At 73.2% G+C, this 18,590-nt stretch carries 16 protein-coding genes; 12 read left to right on the forward strand and 4 right to left on the reverse strand.

Translation table 11 applies throughout. The features are described 5' to 3' along the window. Positions 1–1,500 carry a cytochrome ubiquinol oxidase subunit I gene (locus Plo01_RS15630; protein WP_203891286.1) on the reverse strand — a complete coding sequence of 500 codons (1,500 nt, stop codon included), beginning with the start codon at positions 1,498–1,500 and terminating at the stop codon, positions 1–3. Between the two features lie 531 nt (positions 1,501–2,031). On the opposite strand from Plo01_RS15630, the gene Plo01_RS15635 reads away from it, so the two are divergent. Then, positions 2,032–2,550 (forward strand): hypothetical protein, encoded by a 519-nt coding sequence (locus Plo01_RS15635; protein ID WP_203891287.1) that lies wholly within the window; start codon positions 2,032–2,034, stop codon positions 2,548–2,550. A 136-nt stretch (positions 2,551–2,686) separates the two neighbouring features. Here the strand turns inward: Plo01_RS15635 and Plo01_RS15640 are convergent, their stop codons facing one another. Both Plo01_RS15640 and Plo01_RS15645 read right to left on the reverse strand, forming a co-directional pair. After that, entirely contained in the window at positions 2,687–3,553 is an 867-nt protein-coding gene (locus Plo01_RS15640) for a polysaccharide deacetylase family protein (RefSeq protein WP_203891288.1), read from the reverse strand. Positions 3,554–3,667: 114 nt separating this feature from the next. Beyond that, positions 3,668–4,987 (reverse strand): EAL domain-containing protein, encoded by a 1,320-nt coding sequence (locus Plo01_RS15645; RefSeq protein WP_203891289.1) that lies wholly within the window; start codon positions 4,985–4,987, stop codon positions 3,668–3,670. Between the two features lie 172 nt (positions 4,988–5,159). On the opposite strand from Plo01_RS15645, the gene Plo01_RS15650 reads away from it, so the two are divergent. From Plo01_RS15650 to Plo01_RS15690, 9 genes are all read left to right on the forward strand, one after another. Continuing rightward, entirely contained in the window at positions 5,160–5,969 is an 810-nt protein-coding gene (locus tag Plo01_RS15650) for a siderophore-interacting protein (RefSeq protein ID WP_203891290.1), read from the forward strand. Positions 5,970–6,085: 116 nt separating this feature from the next. Further along, complete coding sequence (locus tag Plo01_RS15655; protein ID WP_203891291.1) at positions 6,086–6,871, forward strand: DUF2071 domain-containing protein; 786 nt, start codon at positions 6,086–6,088, stop codon at positions 6,869–6,871. Between the two features lie 81 nt (positions 6,872–6,952). Beyond that, positions 6,953–7,870 (forward strand): FAD binding domain-containing protein, encoded by a 918-nt coding sequence (locus Plo01_RS15660; RefSeq protein ID WP_203891292.1) that lies wholly within the window; start codon positions 6,953–6,955, stop codon positions 7,868–7,870. A 2-nt stretch (positions 7,871–7,872) separates the two neighbouring features. Next, positions 7,873–8,415 carry a (2Fe-2S)-binding protein gene (locus Plo01_RS15665; protein WP_203891343.1) on the forward strand — a complete coding sequence of 181 codons (543 nt, stop codon included), beginning with the start codon at positions 7,873–7,875 and terminating at the stop codon, positions 8,413–8,415. After that, positions 8,412–10,859, forward strand: coding sequence for an aerobic carbon-monoxide dehydrogenase large subunit (locus Plo01_RS15670; RefSeq protein WP_239316381.1), 2,448 nt, complete (start codon positions 8,412–8,414; stop codon positions 10,857–10,859). The genes Plo01_RS15665 and Plo01_RS15670 overlap by 4 nt, the downstream gene beginning before the upstream one ends. Further along, positions 10,856–11,566 (forward strand): XdhC family protein, encoded by a 711-nt coding sequence (locus Plo01_RS15675; protein WP_203891293.1) that lies wholly within the window; start codon positions 10,856–10,858, stop codon positions 11,564–11,566. The genes Plo01_RS15670 and Plo01_RS15675 overlap by 4 nt, the downstream gene beginning before the upstream one ends. 72 nt (positions 11,567–11,638) lie before the next feature. Next, positions 11,639–12,361: an SRPBCC family protein gene (locus tag Plo01_RS15680; protein ID WP_203891294.1), complete on the forward strand. Its 723-nt coding sequence runs from the start codon at positions 11,639–11,641 to the stop codon at positions 12,359–12,361. A gap of 159 nt (positions 12,362–12,520) precedes the next feature. Continuing rightward, positions 12,521–13,423, forward strand: coding sequence for a hypothetical protein (locus Plo01_RS15685; RefSeq protein ID WP_203891295.1), 903 nt, complete (start codon positions 12,521–12,523; stop codon positions 13,421–13,423). A gap of 127 nt (positions 13,424–13,550) precedes the next feature. Beyond that, positions 13,551–15,761: an ATP-binding protein gene (locus Plo01_RS15690; protein WP_203891296.1), complete on the forward strand. Its 2,211-nt coding sequence runs from the start codon at positions 13,551–13,553 to the stop codon at positions 15,759–15,761. Here Plo01_RS15690 and Plo01_RS15695 read toward each other — a convergent pair. After that, positions 15,748–16,509 carry a TetR/AcrR family transcriptional regulator gene (locus Plo01_RS15695; RefSeq protein ID WP_203891297.1) on the reverse strand — a complete coding sequence of 254 codons (762 nt, stop codon included), beginning with the start codon at positions 16,507–16,509 and terminating at the stop codon, positions 15,748–15,750. The two genes, Plo01_RS15690 and Plo01_RS15695, sit on opposite strands and share 14 nt — an antisense overlap. Positions 16,510–16,647: 138 nt before the next feature. Here Plo01_RS15695 and Plo01_RS15700 point away from each other — a divergent pair, with 138 nt between their 5' ends. Continuing rightward, positions 16,648–17,730 (forward strand): ATP-binding cassette domain-containing protein, encoded by a 1,083-nt coding sequence (locus Plo01_RS15700; RefSeq protein ID WP_203891298.1) that lies wholly within the window; start codon positions 16,648–16,650, stop codon positions 17,728–17,730. Beyond that, the gene (locus Plo01_RS15705; protein WP_203891299.1) at positions 17,727–18,557 is read left to right on the forward strand and encodes an ABC transporter permease; all 831 of its coding nucleotides are present in this window, start codon (positions 17,727–17,729) and stop codon (positions 18,555–18,557) included. Before Plo01_RS15700 ends, Plo01_RS15705 begins: the two co-directional genes overlap by 4 nt. Positions 18,558–18,590: the final 33 nt, after the last annotated feature.

An 18,590-nucleotide genomic window follows, 5' to 3' on the forward strand; every position in this document is an offset into this window, starting at 1 on the left:
TCAGTACATCAGCGTCGGCTGGAGCATGACGGCCGTGGCGTCGCCGTTCCCGCTGCCGCCGGCCGGCGTGGACGGGGCGGGGGAGACCTGCTCGGGACCCGCCTTCACGTACCGGACGAGCAGGACGGCCTCGGCCACCGCGAGCAGGCCGTACAGGAGGGTGAAGACCGCCAGTGAGACGGCCACCTCGGTCAGGCTGACGCCGGGCGAGACGCTCGCCGCGGTGAGCAGCTCGCCCTGGACGGTCCACGGCTGGCGGCCGATCTCGCTGAGCAGCCAGCCCGCGATCATCGCGAGGACCGGCAGCGGCAGCGCCAGCAGGCAGGCGCGGGCGAACCAGGACGGGATCTCGCGCGGCACCCTGACGGTGCGGCGGCGCCCGCGGACCGGTCCGTGGGGGGCGGGGTGCTCGCGCGAGGCCGCGGGGGTACGGCGCCGCCGGGTCAGCCAGAGGCCGAGGACCGACAGCCCCACCGTGGCCATCCCGAAGGTGATCATCACTCGGAAGGAGGCGTAGACCACCGGCACGTTGGGCCGGTAGTCCCCGGGGCCGAACTTCTTCGCGAACTCGGCCTGCAGGTCCTCGGCGCCCCGGACGACCGCGTCCGGGGCGTTGGTGGCCAGGAAGCTGAGCAGCATCGGTATCTCGACCCCGGGCACCGGGGAGAAGGCGGCGCCCGCCGTGTCGCGCTCCAGCCCCTCGGCGGCGGCCAGCTTCATGGGCTGCTGCTCGTACAGGAGTTTGCCCGACAGGTCTCCGGTGCCGGCGGAGACCGCCCCCGCGATCGCCGTCATGACCAGGGCGGCCCGCATCGGCGTGCGCCAGATGCTTCCCGCGCCCCGTCGCATCGGGACGGTCCGGTCGGGGTCGGTCCGGCGCTCCTTCAGGATGTTGTAGCCGCAGACCGCGAGCACGAACCCGCCGGCGATGATGAAGGCCCCCGCCACCACGTGGGGCACCTGGGCGAGCGCGGTGGAGTTGGTCAGCACGGCCCACAGGTCGGTCATCCGGGCCTTACCGTCGACCACCTCGTAGCCGACCGGGTGCTTCATCCAGGCGTTGGCGGCCAGGATGAAGTAGGCCGACAGGTTGGAGCCGATGACCGCGGCCCAGATCGTGGCCAGGTGCACCCGCTTGGGCAGCTTGTCCCAGCCGAAGATCCACAGCCCGAGGAAGGTCGATTCCAGGAAGAACGCGAGCAGCGCCTCGAGTGCCAGCGGGGCGCCGAAGACGTCGCCGACGAAGATCGAGTACTCGCTCCAGTTCATCCCGAACTGGAATTCCTGCACGATGCCGGTGACCACGCCCATCGCGAAGTTGATCAGGAAGAGCTTCCCGAAGAACTTCGTCAACCTCAGGTACTGCTCCTTGCCCGTGCGGTGCCAGGCGGTCTGCAGGCCGGCCACGAAGACGCCGAGCCCGATCGTCAGAGGTACGAACAGAAAGTGGTACACGGTGGTGACCCCGAACTGCCACCGCGCCAGGTCAAGCGCCTCCATGATGCTCCCCGTGGATCCGAAGCTCTACAAGCCGTAGTTCTACTTCTAGTAGTACTACGAGTTGTAGAGCATTGGCAGGGGTGGGCGCCGCGAGCTGCTGCGATCTTCGTCACACGGTCCGGTCGGAGACCGCACTTCTCCGCCGGGCCAGATCGTCCCTCTGGCTCGCGGCGCCCGTTCTCCCCTTGCGATGGCGGGGATTCCTCCCCGCACGACCCGGCCCGACAGAGCTGGCGGCTCGGTCTCGCGCCGGGTGGCTTCCGGGGCCGCCAGGCCCCCGGAAGCGATGACCCAATCCTGCGGCAGGCGGTGGGCGGGGCGCGTCCGCCGCTCGGGTGATTCCGGGGTACGCCGGGCGACGGACACGATCAAGGGTGTGCTCCGTCTGCCTGCAAGCGCCGTGACGGAGGCGTGCAAGCGCGAATAAAGCCGGGATAAGGAGGGCTGAAAGCGGCCCCCGTTATCAATGACTCACAAGCCCAGGGGGGAGCCGGCAGGGAGCCGGTCCGAGGAGGGCTGAAGGAGATCACGATGAAGCGACTGACCACGGGTCTGCTGGCCGCCACCGCTACCGCCGCCGCCCTCACGCTGGCGGTCCCGGCCGCCGCCCAGGCCGCCACGACCCCGGTCACCGCGTCCACGGGGAGCACGTCGTCCGGCTACGACTACGACGACTACTGGGGGCCGGTCTTCTCGAGCAACCACAAGGCCAAGGCCAAGGGCTGGATCGGCGTCGAGTGGAACCACCACCAGACCTCCAACGAGGTGCACGTCCGCGGCAAGCTCTACGACCTCGACTACCGCACCTACAGCCAGGGCGGCAAGTGCGCCTACGTCAAGATCCAGGCGCGCCACTTCGAGGACCACCACGGCTACTGGTTCAAGAGCAAGAACTACAAGTACTGCGGCGCGGGCGACTACAAGAAGTTCCACCTCTACGGCGAGGACATCGCCGACGTCCGCGTGAAGGTCTGCCAGATCGGCCTGCACAGCAGCTACCCGACCCGCTGCGGCGACTGGGAGTACATCTACAGCACCGAGAGCGAGTGATCGCATAGCTCCACGGCGGCCCGTCCCCTCCCGGGGCGGGCCGCCGCTTTTTCGGGCGCCGCCCCTGTACGGCGCCGCCGCACTCGCACGGCGCCGTCACCCCGCACGATCCCGGTACGCCCGCGGGACCCGTGGGTCAGCGGGTGACGCCGGCGGCCCTGAGGTAGGCGTCGAGGTTGCCGATCTCGAAGCCGCGACGCCTGATCTTGCCGACCAGGACGCGGAAGTCCCGTGACAGGTTCGGGCGGAAGTGCAGGAGCAGCACGTCGCCGGGGCGGAGCTTCTTGTCCGGGACCTGGTAGGCGATCTTCCCGCCGGGCTGGACGGTCGCGGTCCACAGCAGCAGGGCTTTGATGCCGCAGGCCTTGGCCGCGCGCCGGGTCGGCGTGTTGTGGTTGCCGAACGGCGGGCGCAGCAGCCACGGCGTGGTCCCGACCTGCCTGCGGATCAGCCGGGAGGCGCCGCAGATCTCGGCCCGCTGTCCCTCGTAGCCGAGCGTGTGCAGGTCGGGATGGGTCAGCGTGTGGTTCTCGACCGTGGCGCCCGCCTCGCGCAGTTCCCGGACGTAGTCCCACTCGCCCGCGCCCAGGTACTTCCCGCCCTGCGCGGTCGGATCGGCCGCGCCGCGCGCCTCGACGGCGTCGCGGGTGACGAAGGCGGCGATGGGGATCCGATCGTCGCGGACCTGCCGTACGAAGCCCGGATCCTGCTCCCAGCCGTCGTCGATGGTGAGGAAGACCACTTTCCGCTTCGTCGGGATGGAGCTGATCACCGGGGGCAGCCCGTCCGCGGGGCGGGGAACACGTCCCACCTCACCCGGCCCGGGCAGCGCGCCCGGCGGGCCCTGGGCCCTCATCGGCGAGGAGGTGGGGCGGGCGTCCGTACCGGTGGCCTGCGGGGACGACTGGGCGGCGCCGGGATGTCCCTCGGCTCCGCATCCTGCCGCGAGCAGGGCGGCCAGCGCACTCGCAAGTCCGACTTTCCATGATTTATCCCCCGACATGGTCGATCATCCTGCCAGGGACGCGGCCTCCTGCGGAACGCGAACGCCCAACGCGAACGCCCTCGGAGGGCCCGGGCCGCCGTGCCGGGCCACCGGGCCGGACCCGGCCGCCGGCTACGGGGTCACGGCGGGACTGGTCCAGCGGCCGGCGGTGGGCGGGTCCAGCCGCTCGGCCGCGGCGTCCAGCCGCCGCATCAGCATGCGGATGATCGCGCGCACCAGGTCGGGCTCGTGGCTCACGACGAAATCCAGCCCGCCGTCCGGGCCCGGCCGCACGCACAGTGCGGCCGAGGTGTGCGGGCCGACCACGGCCAGGACCGTCTCGCGGGTGGCCGGCCCCTCGGCGGGCGCCACCGCTGTCCGCAGCGGACGCGCGTCGGCGGCGATCGGCGCGGGGCCGACGACGCCGACGAAGGCCGCCCGGCCGGCCAGCGACGCGAGGCGGGGCAGCCAGGCCCGGCCGACCGCCGCGTCCGGATACGCGCCGAGCACCACCGCGTACGGGCCGGCGTCCGCGGCCAGCGACAGCAGGTAGCCGGTGAGGCCGTCGATCATCGGCTGATCCCCGGCCCGGCTGTGGTGCCGCACCGCGGCCATGCTGAACGGGGTCCCGTCCGGCATGTGCAGGTCCGGCCGGGGCGGGCGGAGCCGGGCGTGCGGGTCCGTCGGGCGGCCGGCGAGCGCGCCGAGCGGGCCGGGCCGCCCGAACAGCCAGCCCTGTCCCCACCGGGCGCCGAGCGCCCGCGCGGTCGCCGCGTCGGCTTCGGTCTCGATGCCCTCGGCGAGCACCATCGCCCCGGCGCGCTCGGCGTGGGCGGTGACGGTCGCGGCGGTCGCGATGGTGGCCGGCGCGTGCGGGTCGCGCAGCAGGTGCATGTCCAGCTTGATCACCTCCGGCTCGATGAGCGGCAGGAAGGCCAGCGACAGCGGGTCGGCGCCGACGTCGTCCAGGGCGAGCGCTCCGTCGGTCTGCTGCACGCCGGCGGCGATGTTCAGCAGCGCGGCCGGGTGGTCGGCCAGGGCGCGTTCGGTGAACTCCAGCACGGCCCGGTACGGTCGCTCGGAGTGCACCACGGCCAGCAGCTCGGGGGTGTACGGGTGGTTCAGCGCGGCCGGTTCGGCGTTGAGGAAGACCAGCGGCGGCACCCCCTCGGCGGCGTCCCGGGCGATCTCCATGGCCCGGGCGACGCAGAGCTGGTCCAGCAGCGGCATCATCCCGGCGCGGACGGCCGCCGCGAACAACGCGTCCGGGAACTCCAGCGGCGAGCCGGCCGGGCCGCGCGCCAGCGCCTCGACGGCGACGATGTTCTCCGTGGCGAGGTCGACGATCGGCTGGTACAGCGGGAAGACCGCGCGCCGCGCGAGCACCCGCGGGATGAGCGCGGCCGGGTCCTCACGCTTGTCCCATCCGGCCGTCCAGTCCTCTGCCGCCATGCCACCCAATCCATCGCACGAGGTCTGATCTTGACGAACACCCATCGACACCGTGCGGCCCGACCTTAAGGATTCGCCCGGGCGGGCGGAGGGGTTCCGGTTGACACACGGCCGGAAAAAGGGAAGCTTAGGCAAGGCTTACCTAAGTTACTGTGAAGGATGAACTCCGATCATGCATGACACCCGTGTCGTCCGGTACGACCTCAAGCCCCGCCTGCTGGAGGTACGGCGTGCGGAGTGGATCACTCCCACGACCGTGCGCGTGACCCTCGCCGGTGACGACCTGGCGGGTTTCCGGGAACAGGCGCCCCAGGACCACGTGAAGCTGTTCTTCCCGGTGGACGGGACCGAACCGCCGGTCATGCCGGCCGTCGGCCCCGGCGGCTGGGAGTTCCCGCCCGGCGCCCCCGACCCGGTCTTCCGTGACTACACCGTCCGGAGTCACCGTCCCGGGGCGGGCGAGCTCGACATCGACATGGTGGTCCACGGTCACGGCCCCGCCTCCGCCTGGGCGGCGCAGGCCGCGCCGGGGCAGCGGATCGGCGTGCTCGGGCCGCGGGGCTCCGTCGTGGTCCCCTTCGACTTCGACTGGTACCTCCTGGGCGCCGACGAGACCGCCCTGCCCGCCCTGGCCCGCTGGCTGGAGGCGCTGCCCGCGGGTGCGCGGGTCATCGCCTTCGCCGAGGTCGCCGACGCCCGGGAGGAGCAGCACATCGAGACCGCCGCCGACGTCACCCTGACCTGGCTGCACCGCGACGGCGTCGCGCCGGGCGCCTCCGACGCGCTGGAGAGGGCCGTACGAGAGCTGGAGCTCCCGCCGGGCGACGGGTTCGTCTGGATCGCCGGTGAGGCCGGCGCCCTCAAGCCGATCCGCCGCCACCTGCGCGCGGCCGGGCACCCCAAGGAGTGGACGGACATCGACGGCTACTGGAAGCGCGGCACCGCCAACCTCGACCACCACCGCGACCAGGACGAGGACTGACCGCCGCCCCGTCCCGCGATCACCCCTCGTCCTGATCGCGGGGCGGCGCCGGCCCGGTCGCGGGATGAGGACCGCCCCCGGACCGGTCGCGGCGGCGGCGCGCCTATCCTCTGCGCATGACGTTCAGCGGGACCCCGAGGCCGCGCCTGCGCTGGCACCATGCCGAGACCGAGCTCGACGACTTCGCGATCGTCAGCTACCGGGTGTCCGCCGAGGCCCTCGGCCGGCTGCTGCCCGCCGGGTTCGCGCCGATGGAGTTCGCCTTCGACGGCGGGGCGGCGGCCATGGTCTCCGCGGTCGCCTTCCGCGACCGGGACTTCCACTTCCGCTTCTGCCCGCCGGCGGCGATCAGCTGCGGCCAGATCAACTACCGGGCCTACGTCACCGCGGGCGGCGAGCCGGGCGTCTGGTTCTTCGGCACGAGCCTGGACCACCCGGTGGTCGCGGTGCCGCGGCTGCTGTGGGGGATGCCGTGGCGGCGCGAACGGATCAGGATCACCGCCGACTGGGACGCCGCCCCGGCGCGCTGGCGGCTGGACGGCGACGGGGTGAGCTGCGCGGCCGCCGAGCCGGCCGCGCCGCCCGAGCGCCTGGACGGCTTCACCGGTGAGAGCCACTGGATGGCCGTGCTCACCCATCCCACCCTCGGCTGGTACCGCCGCCGGGGCGGTGGGGTCGGCACCTACAGCATCTGGCACCCGCCGATGCGTCCCCGCCATCTGACCGCCGAGTCGGCCCGGTTCCGCGTCTTCGAGGAGCTCGGCCTGACCACTCCGGAGTCCCGGCCGCACTCGGTCCTGGCCCAGGAGAGCATCCACTTCGACATCCACACCCCGCCCCGCCGGATGCGGGCGAACGGCGCGCTCCGCCGGGGGAGCGGTCCGCCCTCCGGGGAAGTCTGACCAAGCAAATGCTTGATGACGCATTGTCCGATCGCTCCCGCAGGATGAGGATGGGCGAAACCCCTTCCCGGGAGGCGTTCGATGCAAGTTCCCGCGCGGTTCGAGTACGAAAGGGCGAGCAGCGTGCCGCACGCGCTCGCTCTCCTGGAGAGGTACGGCCCGGAGTCCCGGGTGATCGCCGGGGGGCACAGCCTCATTCCGATGATGAAGCTCAGGCTGGCCCGGCCGGACGTGTTGATCGACATCAACGGCCTGGAGGAGCTGTCCTTCCTCGGAGTCGAGGACGACGTTCTGGTCATCGGCGCGCTGGTACGGCACGCGCAGTTCCTCGCCGACCCCGCGGTCGGACGATATTTCCCGATATTTCATGATGCAGAGCGCGTGATCGCCGACCCGGTGGTCCGCAACCGGGGCACGGTCGGCGGCTCGCTCTGCCAGGCCGACCCCTCGGAGGACCTGTCGGCCGCCTTCGCCGCGGTCCGGGCCACGGCGGTGATCCAGGGGCCGGGCGGCGTCAGGGAGGTGCCGATCAGGCGGTTCCACCGCGGGCCGTACGAGACGGCGGTGGAACCCGGCGAGCTGCTCGTCCGGCTCCGCGTGCCGATCCGGCCCGGCGCCGCAAGCGCCTACGAGAAGGTCGAGCGGCGGGCGGGCGACTGGCCGGTCGCCGCCGCCGGAGCGCAGCTCCGCCTCGACGGCGGGGTGATCGCCGAGGCCGGGATCGGGCTGACCGCCGTCGGAGCCGAGCACTTCGCCGCGCCGGAGGCGGAGGAATACCTGGCGGGGAAGGCTCCGGGCGCGGAGGCGTTCGCCGAGGCGGGCCGGATCGCCGCCGCGAACTGCGCCCCGCGGGCCGACCAGCGCGGGCCGGCGGCCTACAAACGGCACCTGGCCGGAGAGCTCGTCCGCCGCGCCCTGACCAGGGCCGCCGGCCGGGCCGCCGAGGGGACCGCCCAGGGAGCGGGGGACCGTACCGGAGACCGCCGGGGAGAGGGGTGACCGTGCAGATCACCGTGACCGTGAACGGGCAGCCGTACACCGGGGACGTCGAGCCCCGGCTGCTGCTGGTGCACTTCCTCCGCGACGGGCTCGGGCTCACCGGCACCCACTGGGGCTGCGACACCTCCAACTGCGGCGCGTGCGTGGTCCACGTGGACGGCACGCCGGTCAAGTCGTGCACCGCGCTCGCCGTGATGTGCGACGGGCACGAGGTCACCACCGTCGAGGGGCTGGAGCGCGACGGCGACCTCGACGCCGTGCAGAAGGGCTTCGCCGAGTGCCACGGCCTGCAGTGCGGCTTCTGCACGCCGGGCATGATGCTGACCGCCCGCTGGCTGCTCGACCGCGACCCCGACCCGGACGAGGCCCGGATCCGCGAGGCCGTCTCCGGGCAGCTGTGCCGGTGCACCGGCTACGAGAACATCGTCCGCGCCGTCCGCTGGGCGGCCCGGCACGAGGCGGCCCGCGCGGGCGCGGGCACGGAGGCGCGCGCGGGGACGGGTGACGGAGCGGCCGGGGGGACACGCGAAGGGACCGGGCCATGACCGCGGAGACGACGGACACGACTGCGAACGCGACGGACACGACCGCGACGGACACGGAGACGGGCGCGACGGCGACTCCCATGGGTTTCGGCCGGATGCACCGCAAGGAGGACGCGCGCTTCATCCGGGGCCGCGGGAACTACGTCGACGACGTCCGGCTGCCCGGCATGCTGCACGGCGCGATCCTGCGCAGCCCCCACGCGCACGCCCGGATCCTGTCGGTCGACGCCTCGGCCGCCGAGGCGCACCCCGGGGTCAAGGCCGTGATCACCGGCGAGACCCTGGCCGGGATGGACCTGGCCTGGATGCCGACCCTCTCGGGCGACGTGCAGGCCGTGCTGGCCACCGACAAGGTCCGCTTCCAGGGGCAGGAGGTGGCGTTCGTCGTCGCCGAGGACCCGTACACGGCGCGGGACGCGCTGGAGCTGATCGAGGTCGACTACGAGCCGCTGGAGCCGGTGATCGACGCGCGCCGGGCGCTGGACGAGGGCGCGCCGGTGATCCGCGACGACGTCGAGGGCCGGACCGGCAACCACATCTTCGACTGGGAGGCGGGCGACCGCGAGCAGACCGACGCGATCTTCGAGCGGGCCGAGGTGACGGTCGCGCAGGACATGCTCTACCCGCGCGTCCACCCCGCGCCGCTGGAGACCTGCGGGGCGGTCGCCGACTTCGACAGGGTCACCGGCAAGCTCACCGTCTGGTGCCCGACGCAGGCCCCGCACGCCCACCGCACGCTGTACGCGCTGGTGGCCGGGCTGCCCGAGCACAAAATCCGGGTGATCTCCCCCGACGTCGGTGGCGGCTTCGGCGGCAAGGTCGGGATATATCCAGGATATGTCTGTGCGATCGTCGGCTCCATCGCCACCGGCAGGCCGGTCAAGTGGATGGAGGACCGCTCGGAGAACCTGATGAGCACCGCCTTCGCCCGCGACTACCACATGCGCGGGGAGATCGCGGCGACCCGCGACGGGAAGGTCCTGGCCATCCGGGTCAAGGTCCTCGCCGACCACGGCGCGTTCAACGGCACCGCCCAGCCCACCAAGTTCCCCGCCGGGTTCTTCGGCGTCTTCACCGGCTCCTACGACATCCGGGCCGCGCACTGCGAGGTCACCGGAGTCCACACCAACAAGGCCCCCGGCGGCGTCGCCTACGCCTGCTCCTTCCGCATCACCGAGGCCGTCTACCTGGTCGAGCGCATGATGGACGTGCTCGCCTGCGAGCTGGACGCCGACCCGGCCGAGCTGCGGATGAAGAACCTGATCCGCCCCGAGCGGTTCCCGTACACCTCGCCCACCGGCTGGGAGTACGACTCCGGCGACTACCCCAGGGCGCTGCGCCTGGCCCTGGACATGGTGGAGTACGACAAGCTCCGCGCCGAGCAGGCCGAGCGGCGGCGCGACGGAGGACCCCTGCTCGGCATCGGGATCAGCTTCTTCACCGAGGCCGTCGGCGCGGGCCCGCGCAAGCACATGGACATCCTCGGCCTCGGCATGGCCGACGGCGCCGAACTGCGCGTGCACCCGACCGGCAAGGCCGTGCTCCGGGTCTCCTGCCAGTCGCAGGGACAGGGCCACGAGACCACGTTCGCCCAGATCGTGGCCGCGGAGCTGGGCGTCTCCCCCGACGACGTCGAGGTGGTCCACGGCGACACCGACCAGACGCCCTTCGGCCTGGGGACGTACGGCTCGCGCTCCACCCCCGTCTCCGGCGCCGCGACCGCCATCGTGGCCCGGAAGGTCAGGGAGCGGGCCCGGCTGGTCGCCGCGGCGATGCTGGAGGCGTCCCCGGACGACCTGGAGTGGTCGGTCTCCGAGGCCGGGGGCCGCTGGTCGGTCCAGGGCTCGGCCGAGCACGGCAGGACCATCCAGGAGATCGCGATGGCCGCCCACTCCAACCTGGAGCTGCCCGAGGGCGTGGAGGGACACCTGGACGCCGTCACCGTCTACAACCCGCCCAACCTCACCTATCCCTTCGGGGCGTACGTCTGCGTCGTGGACGTGGACCCCGGCACCGGGCAGGTGAAGGTCCGCCGGTTCGTGGCGGTGGACGACTGCGGCGTGCGGATCAACCCCATGATCGTCGAGGGGCAGATCCACGGCGGCCTCGCCGACGGGATCGGGATGGCGCTGATGCAGCTGATGGCCTTCGACGAGGACGGCAACCACCTGGGCGCGTCCTTCATGGACTACCTGCTGCCGACCTCGATGGAGTGCCCCTCCTGGGAACTCGGCGAGACCGTCACGCCCTCGCCGCACCACCCCGTCGGCGCCAAGGGGGTGGGGGAGTCGGCCACGGTCGGCTCGCCCGCCGCGGTGGTCAACGCGGTGCTCGACGCGCTGCGCCCGTACGGCGTCCGCCACGCCGACATGCCGCTCACCCCCGCCAACGTGTGGAGCGCCCTGCAGGGCACGCCGATCCGGACCGACCTGGCGGTCACATGAGTGAGTTCCTGGGCATGCCGGAACGGCGGCCCCGCGCCGGGCGGGAGCCGTACGTCATGGCGACGGTCGTGCGGGCCGGGCGCCCCACCAGCGCCAAGCCGGGAGACCGGGCGCTGGTGCGCGCGGACGGCACCATCGAGGGGTTCGTCGGCGGGCACTGCGCCACTTCGGCCGTGCGCGCCCAGAGCCTGCGGCTGCTGCGGAGCGGGGACTCGACGCTGCTGCGGATCACGCCGGCGGCGGCGGAGCCGTACGAGGAGGAGGGGCTGGTCGCGGTGGGCCAGCCCTGCCTGTCCGGCGGGACGCTGGAGATCTTCCTGGAGGCGGTGCTCCCGCCTGCGCTGGTCCGGGTGCACGGGGAGGGGCCGATCGCGCTGGCGCTGCGGCGGGTCGGCGCGGCCCTGGGCTACCAGGTCGAGCCGGCCGCCGGCCCGCCGGCCCCGGACACCGCCGCCGTGGTGGTGGCCTCGCACGGGGTCGGCGAGGCGCCGGTGCTGACGGCGGCCCTGCGCGCGGGCGTGCCGTACGTCGGGCTGGTGGCCAGCCGCCGCCGTGCCGCGGCCGTGCTCGCCGGGGTCGAGGGCGGCGAGCGGGTGCACGCCCCGGCCGGGCTCGATCTGGGCTCCCGGACGCCGGGCGAGATCGCCCTGTCGATCTACGCCCAGATCGTCGCGGAGCGCCGCGTGACCGGGCGCCCGCAGGGCTGACAATCCCCGGCCGGGCCGGAGGGCAGATGTTGCTCTTAACCCCGGGGCCCGGGATTGCCTAGGGTGCTGCCTGTGAAAGTCGCAGGCAGCGCCGTGCTCGGCGCCGACAGGGATCGCGTGTGGTCCGCGCTGCAGAACCCGGACGTGCTGGTGCGCACGATCCCGGGGTGCGAGCGCCTGGAGGAGACGGGGCCCGACACCTACCGGATGACGGTCACCGCCGGAGTCGCCTCGATCAAGGGCGTCTACCAGGGCGAGGTCGCCCTGTCGGAGCCCGAGGCCCCGAACCGGTTCGTGCTGCGGGCCCGCGGCCAGGGCGCCCCGGGCACGGTGGAGGCCACGGTGGAGGTACGGCTCAGCGAGGTCGACGGCGGTACCCGGATCGACTACGACGCCGAGGCCGTGGTCGGCGGAATGATCGGCGGCGTCGGCCAGCGGATGCTCACCACGGTGGCGAAGCGGACCGCGGGCGAGTTCTTCTCGGCGGTCGAGAACCACCTGGTCTCCGGTGTGTCCGGCGTCTCCGGCGCGGGCGGCACGGCGCCCGGTGCGGCCCCCGCCGCTCCCGCCCTCGCGGGGACGTCTCCGGCGCCGGTCGCCGCCGAGGGCGTCCCCGGCCGGGTGGCCGCCGAGACCCCGGAGCGCGCGGCGCGGGTCTTCGAGCGTCCCGCCCCCGCCCCCCGGCAGGGCGTGCCCGTGTGGACGGTCGTCACGGCGTTCGGCATGGGGGCGGGCATCGCGCTGGGCAGCGCCGTGATCGGCTGGCTGCTGGGCCGCGCCGAGCGGAAGCGCTGACTCCTCCCGGGTCCGGCCCCTCCTGAGTCCTGGGACCGGGCCGGACGCCGGTCTCGCCCGTGTCCCGGCTCGGGCCGCTCCCGTCCACCCGTTCGGTCGGAACGGGTGATTCCATTGCAACCTCTCGCGAATATGGATCTTCCAGCGTAACGTGACGGTATGCGCGAGGCACGTGCGGAGGATGCCCGAACCGAGGCCAGGCGACTGATCCGGGAGATTCTGGGCGAGGAGCAGCTGTCTGCCGGTGCTCTGCTGCGCGAGGCGGAGGCCGTTCTGGGCACGGAGCGCGTCACGCGCTGCGCCGAGCTCGTCCGAGGGGCCCCGCTGACCCGCAGGTCCGCCGAGCTGGCCTCGCTGGCGGGGCTCCTGGTGGGCACCCGGGAGCTGGGGGCGGACTGGTGGGAACGGTCTCGGGCCGAGGGGGCGCCCGCGCCCGGAGAGGTGCTCCGCACCGCCGGCTCCGCGGACTCGTGGACCGAGCTGACCGTGCTGGAGACGCTGGCCGCCCGGATCGCCGACGACGCCGCGGACCACGTCTGGGGGTCGCCCGTCGCGGTCACCGACCTGAACTCCTGGCAGGCCGAGGACCGGATCACGCTTCCCCGCGACGCCGTGCCCGGCCAGCGGGTGGTGGTCTCCTTCGACGCGGGCGGGCGGCTCGACGCCGTGGTGATCCGCCGTCCCGACGACGACCTGGGCTCGAACCTGGACTTCAGCTCGTTGCGCTACTCCCGCCCGGCCGAGACCCAGTGGAGCTGGGGCGTCGCCGCGGGACTGGGCCCGCACCGCCTCATCGGCGAGGACCCCGACCCCTACCAGGCGCCCGTGGACGGCACCGCGGCCCGGGTCCTGTACGACTGGGCGCTGCGGCACGGCGCCACGGCCGAGCAGACGGGCCGGGAGTGGAGGGTCAAGGGCGACGTCGTGGCCGCGATCGAGCGGGTCGACTGGATGTGGCGCAGCGGCGAGTGGTTCGCCTGGTGGCGCGGAGTCGCCGCGCTCGTCGATGGGGATCCCGCCCAGCTGTCCGCCCGCCTGGAGGAGATCGCCGCGGCCTCCTGACCCCGCCCGTTGTCGGCATCCTCTCCATTCCCTTTTTTCATCCTTTTTGGGTTGTTGTCCGAATCTCTGGGGACAGGAGAAGCGGGGGAAGAGCGCGGGAGGGGGCCTCAAGGGGGAGATGAGCGCGATGCGTTCGCGTGCCGGACACGGCGTCGATCGATCGCGGGCCGCGCGCGGCCCGCACGCCGGCGGGGAGCACGCAGACGACGACGCCGGCGTCCGGTTGCAGCAGACGTTCCTGCAGGCGCTGCTGGACAGCATGAGCTCCGGGGTGGCGGCCTGCGACGCCGACGGCCGCATGGTGGTGTTCAACCAGTCGATGCGGCAGAGCCGGCCGAGCGTGCCCGGCCTGCACGTGCGGGACGTCGCCGACGCCTTTCACCTGTACGCCGCGGACGGCCGCAGCCCGCTCCAGCCCGACCAGGTGCCGCTGGCGCGGGCGCTGGGCGGCGAGCGCGTCGACGGCGAGCACGTGATCGTGCGCCTGCCCGGCACGCCCGAGCGCCGCTTCTCCGTCACCGCCCGGCCCGTCGACGCGCCCGACGGGCAGCGGCTGGGCGCGATGGCGGTGATGGACGACATCACCCAGGTCCACCGCGCCCAGGTGTTGCGCGCCGCCCAGCACGCCGTGGTCGAGGCGCTGGCCGCGTCACCGTCGGCCGAGCAGGCCGCCACCGACGTGGTCGCCGCGGTCACCGCCGCGCTGGGCTGGCGTTGCGGCGAGTACTGGGAGGTCGGCCCCGACCAGAGCGTCATCACCCGGCTGGGCGCCTGGACCGCGCCCAGCCGGGACCTGTCGGCCTTCCTCGCCGCCCGGCCGCAGGCGATGCGGCCCGGCCAGGGGGTGGCCGGGACCGCCTGGGCCGGTCGCCGCGCGTTGTGGGTCAGTGACCTGGGCGAGGATCTGGGCGAGGATCCGGATGACGACCTGGACGGTGACCCGGCGGCCGGTCCGGCCGGCGACCGGCGGGCCGTCGTCGCCAGGGGGCAGGCGCTGGCGGCCGGGCTGCGCGCCGCGATCGGCCTGCCGGTGCGCAGCGGCGCGCAGGTGCTGGGGGTGCTGGTGTTCTTCACCGACACCGTCCAGGAACCCGACGAAGACCTGGTGAGCATGCTGGACGGGGTGTGCGCGCATGTGGGCCGGTACGTGGAGCGCCGCCGCGCCGAGGAACTCGCCCTGGCCCTGGCCGCCAGCCGCCGCCAGTTCGACCGGGTCGTCTCCCACATCACCGACAACGTCTGGACCGCCGAGGTGCTGGACGCCGGCACGACCCGTTCGGTGTACCAGAGCCAGAACGCCGCCCCCATCCTGGGCCGGCCCCTGCCGCCGCAGGAGGATCTGGCCCAGGTGATGGCCGAGCGCGTCCACCCCGAGGACCGGGCCGCCTACGCCGCCTTCGTCCGGGAACTGTGCGCCGGCGAGCACCCGGTCGAGATCGAGTGCCGCATCCTCGGCCTGGACGAGCGCACCCGCTGGGTCTGGATACGCGCCATCCCGCGCCACGAGGGCGACCGCCTGTTCGTCGACGGCATCTCCACCGACATCACCGAACGCCACCAGCTGGCCGACCAGCGGGAACGCCTGCTGGACCAGCAGCAGCGCCAGGTACGGCAGCTGCAGGAGCTCGACCGCATGAAAGACGAGCTGATGGCGCTGGTCACCCACGAGCTGCGCAACCCGATCGGGGCCATCCGGGGCTACGCCGAGATGCTCACCGACGATCCGGAGCTGAGCCACGCCCAGCGCGCCTTCGTGGAGGTCATCGACCGTAAGAGCGCCCACCTGCAGCGTCTGGTCGACGACCTGCTGGATCTGGCCCGCCTGCAGGCCGGATACATCGCCATCGAGGCGCGCGAGTGCGACCTGGCCCGCCTGGTGCGCCAGGCCGTGGAGGACCACCGGCCCGCCGCCCTCGCCAAGCGCCTCACCCTCGCCGCCGACCTGCCCGGCCACCTGCCCGTGCACGCCGACGCGCTGCGGCTGCGCCAGGTGCTGGACAACCTTCTGTCCAACGCCGTCAAGTACACCCCCGACGGGGGGATCGTCACCGTGGCCGCGGGACCCGCCGCCGCCGCCGATGCCGGGAACCCCTCCGTCGTGCTGACCGTCGCCGACACCGGCATCGGCATCCCCGCCGAGCAGTACGGGCGGCTGTTCGAGCGGTTCTTCCGCGCCTCCACCGCCCGTGAGGCCGGCGTCAAGGGCACCGGGCTGGGCCTGGCCATCACCAAGGCGATCGTGACCGCGCACGGCGGCGCCATCACCGCCGCACCCGGAGAGGGCGGCGGCACCGTCTTCACCGTCATCCTGCCGGTCGGCCCGCCTACCTCCTCGTGATCAGGTCGGCCACCCCGTCGAGGATCCGCGCCAGGCCGAAGGCGAGCGCGTGCGCGGGGTCCGAGGCCCCCTGGTGCTCCTGACCGGCCGCCGTTCCGACCCGGGAGGCGACGGGGAAGCGGGAGGCGTCCATGACCTTGTCGAGGACGGGCGCGCTGGCCAGCCACCACTCGGCCTCGTTCATCCCGGTGGCCTGCTCGACCTGCGCCAGGCCGGCCCGGACCCTGGCCGTGCCCTCCACGTGGGTCAGGACCAGGGCGAGGACGGAGTCCATCTCGACGTCGGAGAGCCCGACGCCGTCCAGGGGGCGCAGCTCGGCCTCGTATTTGAGTGAGGCGTTGGGGCCCAGCACCGGGCGGGGGGTGACGATCTGCAGCATCCAGGGGTGCCGCCGGTAGAGGTCCCAGTTGCGCGCGGCGACGAACTCCAGCGCGCCCCGCCAGCCGTCCGGCTGGGAGGACGGCTCGTCCACGTCCCGGTAGAGCTCCCCGTAGGCGGCGTCGATCATGAGATCGGTCAGCTCGCCCTTGCCGGGCACATGGGTGTAGAGGGACATGGTGCCCACCCCGAGCCGCTCGGCGACGTGGCGCATGGACAGGGCGTCGAGCCCTTCGGCGTCGGCGATCCCGAGGGCGGCCTCGACGATGGCGCGCACCGTCAGGCCCGAGCGCCCCGGCTTGGTGTGCGAGCCCCACAGCAGTGCCAGGCTGCGGGCCGGGTCCACGCCGGGGGCCTTTTTTCCGCTCACGGGAACAGACTCCAAATTCTCGTCGTTGCCTTCATCGTAGCGCTTCCGTACGCTGTACGGTACAGGATACGGTAGCTTTGCGTCGCGGCGCCGGAGAAGCGGCGGCGCGACGGGACGGAGAGCGGGAGGAAGGGCGGCGTGAACGAGCCGGAGAGTGCCATCACCGCACAGGGAGTGCGCAAGAACTACGGAGGACAGGCGGGCGGCGCGGGCCTGAACGGGTTCGACCTGCGGGTGCCCGCGGGTTCCGTCTGCGGGCTGCTGGGGCCCAACGGGGCCGGCAAGACGACGGCGGTCCGGATCCTGTCGACGTTGCTGGACATGGACGCGGGCCGGGCGAGCGTGGCCGGGTTCGACGTCCGGACGCAGGGCAGGCGGGTCCGCGAGCGCATCGGGCTCGTCGGGCAGTACGCCGCGGTCGACGAGATCCTGACCGGGCGGCAGAACCTGGTGATGTTCGGCAGGCTGAACCACCTGCCCGTGGCGGCGGCCAGGCGGCGGGCCGACGAGCTGCTGGAGCGGTTCTCGCTCACCGAGGCCGCGGGACGCCCGGCGGGCGGCTACTCGGGCGGCATGCGCCGCAGGCTCGACCTCGCGGCGAGCCTGATCGTGTCGCCTCCGGTGCTGTTCGTCGACGAGCCGACGACGGGGCTGGACCCGGCGGCCCGGCAGGAGGTGTGGACGGCCGTCCGCGAGCTGGTGGACGCCGGGACCACCGTGCTGCTGACCACGCAGTACCTGGAGGAGGCCGACCGGCTGGCGGATCGCATCTGCATGCTCGGGGCGGGCCGGGTCGTCGCGGAGGGGAGCCCCGACGAGCTCAAGTCCGCCATCGGCGGGGACCGGGTCGACCTGGTGCTCTCCGGGCCGGCGGACGTCGAGGCGGCCCGGCCCATCGCCGCCCGGCTCGCCGCGGGGGAGCCGCTCGTCGAGGCTCCGGCCCGCCGGATCGGCATCCCCGTCGCCGAGCGCACCCGGGCGCTGATCCAGGTCGCGACCGCGCTGAACGAGGCGGGGATCGAGCCGGAGGACATCGTGCTCCGCCGTCCCACCCTCGACGAGGTCTTCCTCCACCTGACGGGTGAGGGGGCGGGGGAGGCGCACGGGCGGGAGCCGGGAGGAGGCGCTCGCGCGAGTACGGCGACCGCGCCCGCGGGCCGGGTGAAGACCGGCGCGAGCGCGACCGCCGGATCCGACAACGCGACGGAGGAGTCCGTATGAGCACGCAGGCGCACCCCCTTTCCGCCGGCTCGCCGCTGTCCCGGCTCGGCTGGGCCCTGGCGGACGCCTGGACGGTCACTTTGCGCGACCTGAACCACTGGGTCCTGCGGCCGGGCGCCGTCATCGTCGGATGGTTCTTCCCCGTGATGATCGTGCTGATGTTCGGCGGCCTGTTCGGCGGCGCGATCGACGCCCCCGGCGGGAGCGGGTATTTCGAGTTCCTGATGCCCGGCATGTTCGCCCTGACCATGCTCTTCGGCCTGGAGTCCACCATGATGGCCGTCACCACGGATGCGGCCAAGGGGGTGACCGACCGGTTCCGCTCGCTGCCGATGAGCTCCTCGGCCGTCGTGCTGGGCCGGTGCGTGGCCGACATGCTCAACTCGGTCGTCGGCCTGGCCGTCATGATCGGAGCCGGTCTGCTGCTGGGCTGGAGGTGGCACGGCGGGATCGGCGCCGCCCTCGCCGCCGTCGGCCTGCTCCTGCTGCTCCGCTTCGCCCTGCTCTGGGCGGGGATCTTCATCGGCCTGGCCGCGAGCGGGCCGGAGACGGTGACGGCGGTCCAGATCCTGGTCTGGCCCGTGGGCTTCCTGTCGAACGTCTTCGTCGACCCGGCGACGATGTCCCCCTGGCTCGGCGCGATCGCCGCGTGGAACCCCCTGTCGGTGACCGCCTCGGCCGTCCGTGAGCTCTTCGGCAACCCCGGCTACGGGGGAGAGTCGTGGATCGCGCAGAACGCGGCTCTCATGTCGGTCGCCTGGCCGGTTCTGATCACCGCCGTCTTCCTTCCGCTCTCCGTCCGCACGTTCAGGAAACTGAAAAGCTGATCTCCGGCCGTTCCGGCTCGCGCCGGAATCCCG

Source organism: Planobispora longispora, assembly GCF_016863135.1.
Lineage (GTDB): Bacteria > Actinomycetota > Actinomycetes > Streptosporangiales > Streptosporangiaceae > Planobispora > Planobispora longispora.

Bases quoted from the DNA above. Each gene is read 5' to 3' on its own strand.
- Plo01_RS15630 (WP_203891286.1), bottom strand. From the start codon at position 1,500: ATGGAGGCGCTTGACCTGGCGCGGTGGCAGTTCGGGGTCACCACCGTG.
- Plo01_RS15635 (WP_203891287.1), top strand. From the start codon at position 2,032: ATGAAGCGACTGACCACGGGTCTGCTGGCCGCCACCGCTACCGCCGCC.
- Plo01_RS15640 (WP_203891288.1), bottom strand. From the start codon at position 3,553: ATGTCGGGGGATAAATCATGGAAAGTCGGACTTGCGAGTGCGCTGGCC.
- Plo01_RS15645 (WP_203891289.1), bottom strand. From the start codon at position 4,987: ATGGCGGCAGAGGACTGGACGGCCGGATGGGACAAGCGTGAGGACCCG.
- Plo01_RS15650 (WP_203891290.1), top strand. From the start codon at position 5,160: ATGCATGACACCCGTGTCGTCCGGTACGACCTCAAGCCCCGCCTGCTG.
- Plo01_RS15655 (WP_203891291.1), top strand. From the start codon at position 6,086: ATGACGTTCAGCGGGACCCCGAGGCCGCGCCTGCGCTGGCACCATGCC.
- Plo01_RS15660 (WP_203891292.1), top strand. From the start codon at position 6,953: ATGCAAGTTCCCGCGCGGTTCGAGTACGAAAGGGCGAGCAGCGTGCCG.
- Plo01_RS15670 (WP_239316381.1), top strand. From the start codon at position 8,412: ATGACCGCGGAGACGACGGACACGACTGCGAACGCGACGGACACGACC.
- Plo01_RS15675 (WP_203891293.1), top strand. From the start codon at position 10,856: ATGAGTGAGTTCCTGGGCATGCCGGAACGGCGGCCCCGCGCCGGGCGG.
- Plo01_RS15685 (WP_203891295.1), top strand. From the start codon at position 12,521: ATGCGCGAGGCACGTGCGGAGGATGCCCGAACCGAGGCCAGGCGACTG.
- Plo01_RS15690 (WP_203891296.1), top strand. From the start codon at position 13,551: ATGCGTTCGCGTGCCGGACACGGCGTCGATCGATCGCGGGCCGCGCGC.
- Plo01_RS15705 (WP_203891299.1), top strand. From the start codon at position 17,727: ATGAGCACGCAGGCGCACCCCCTTTCCGCCGGCTCGCCGCTGTCCCGG.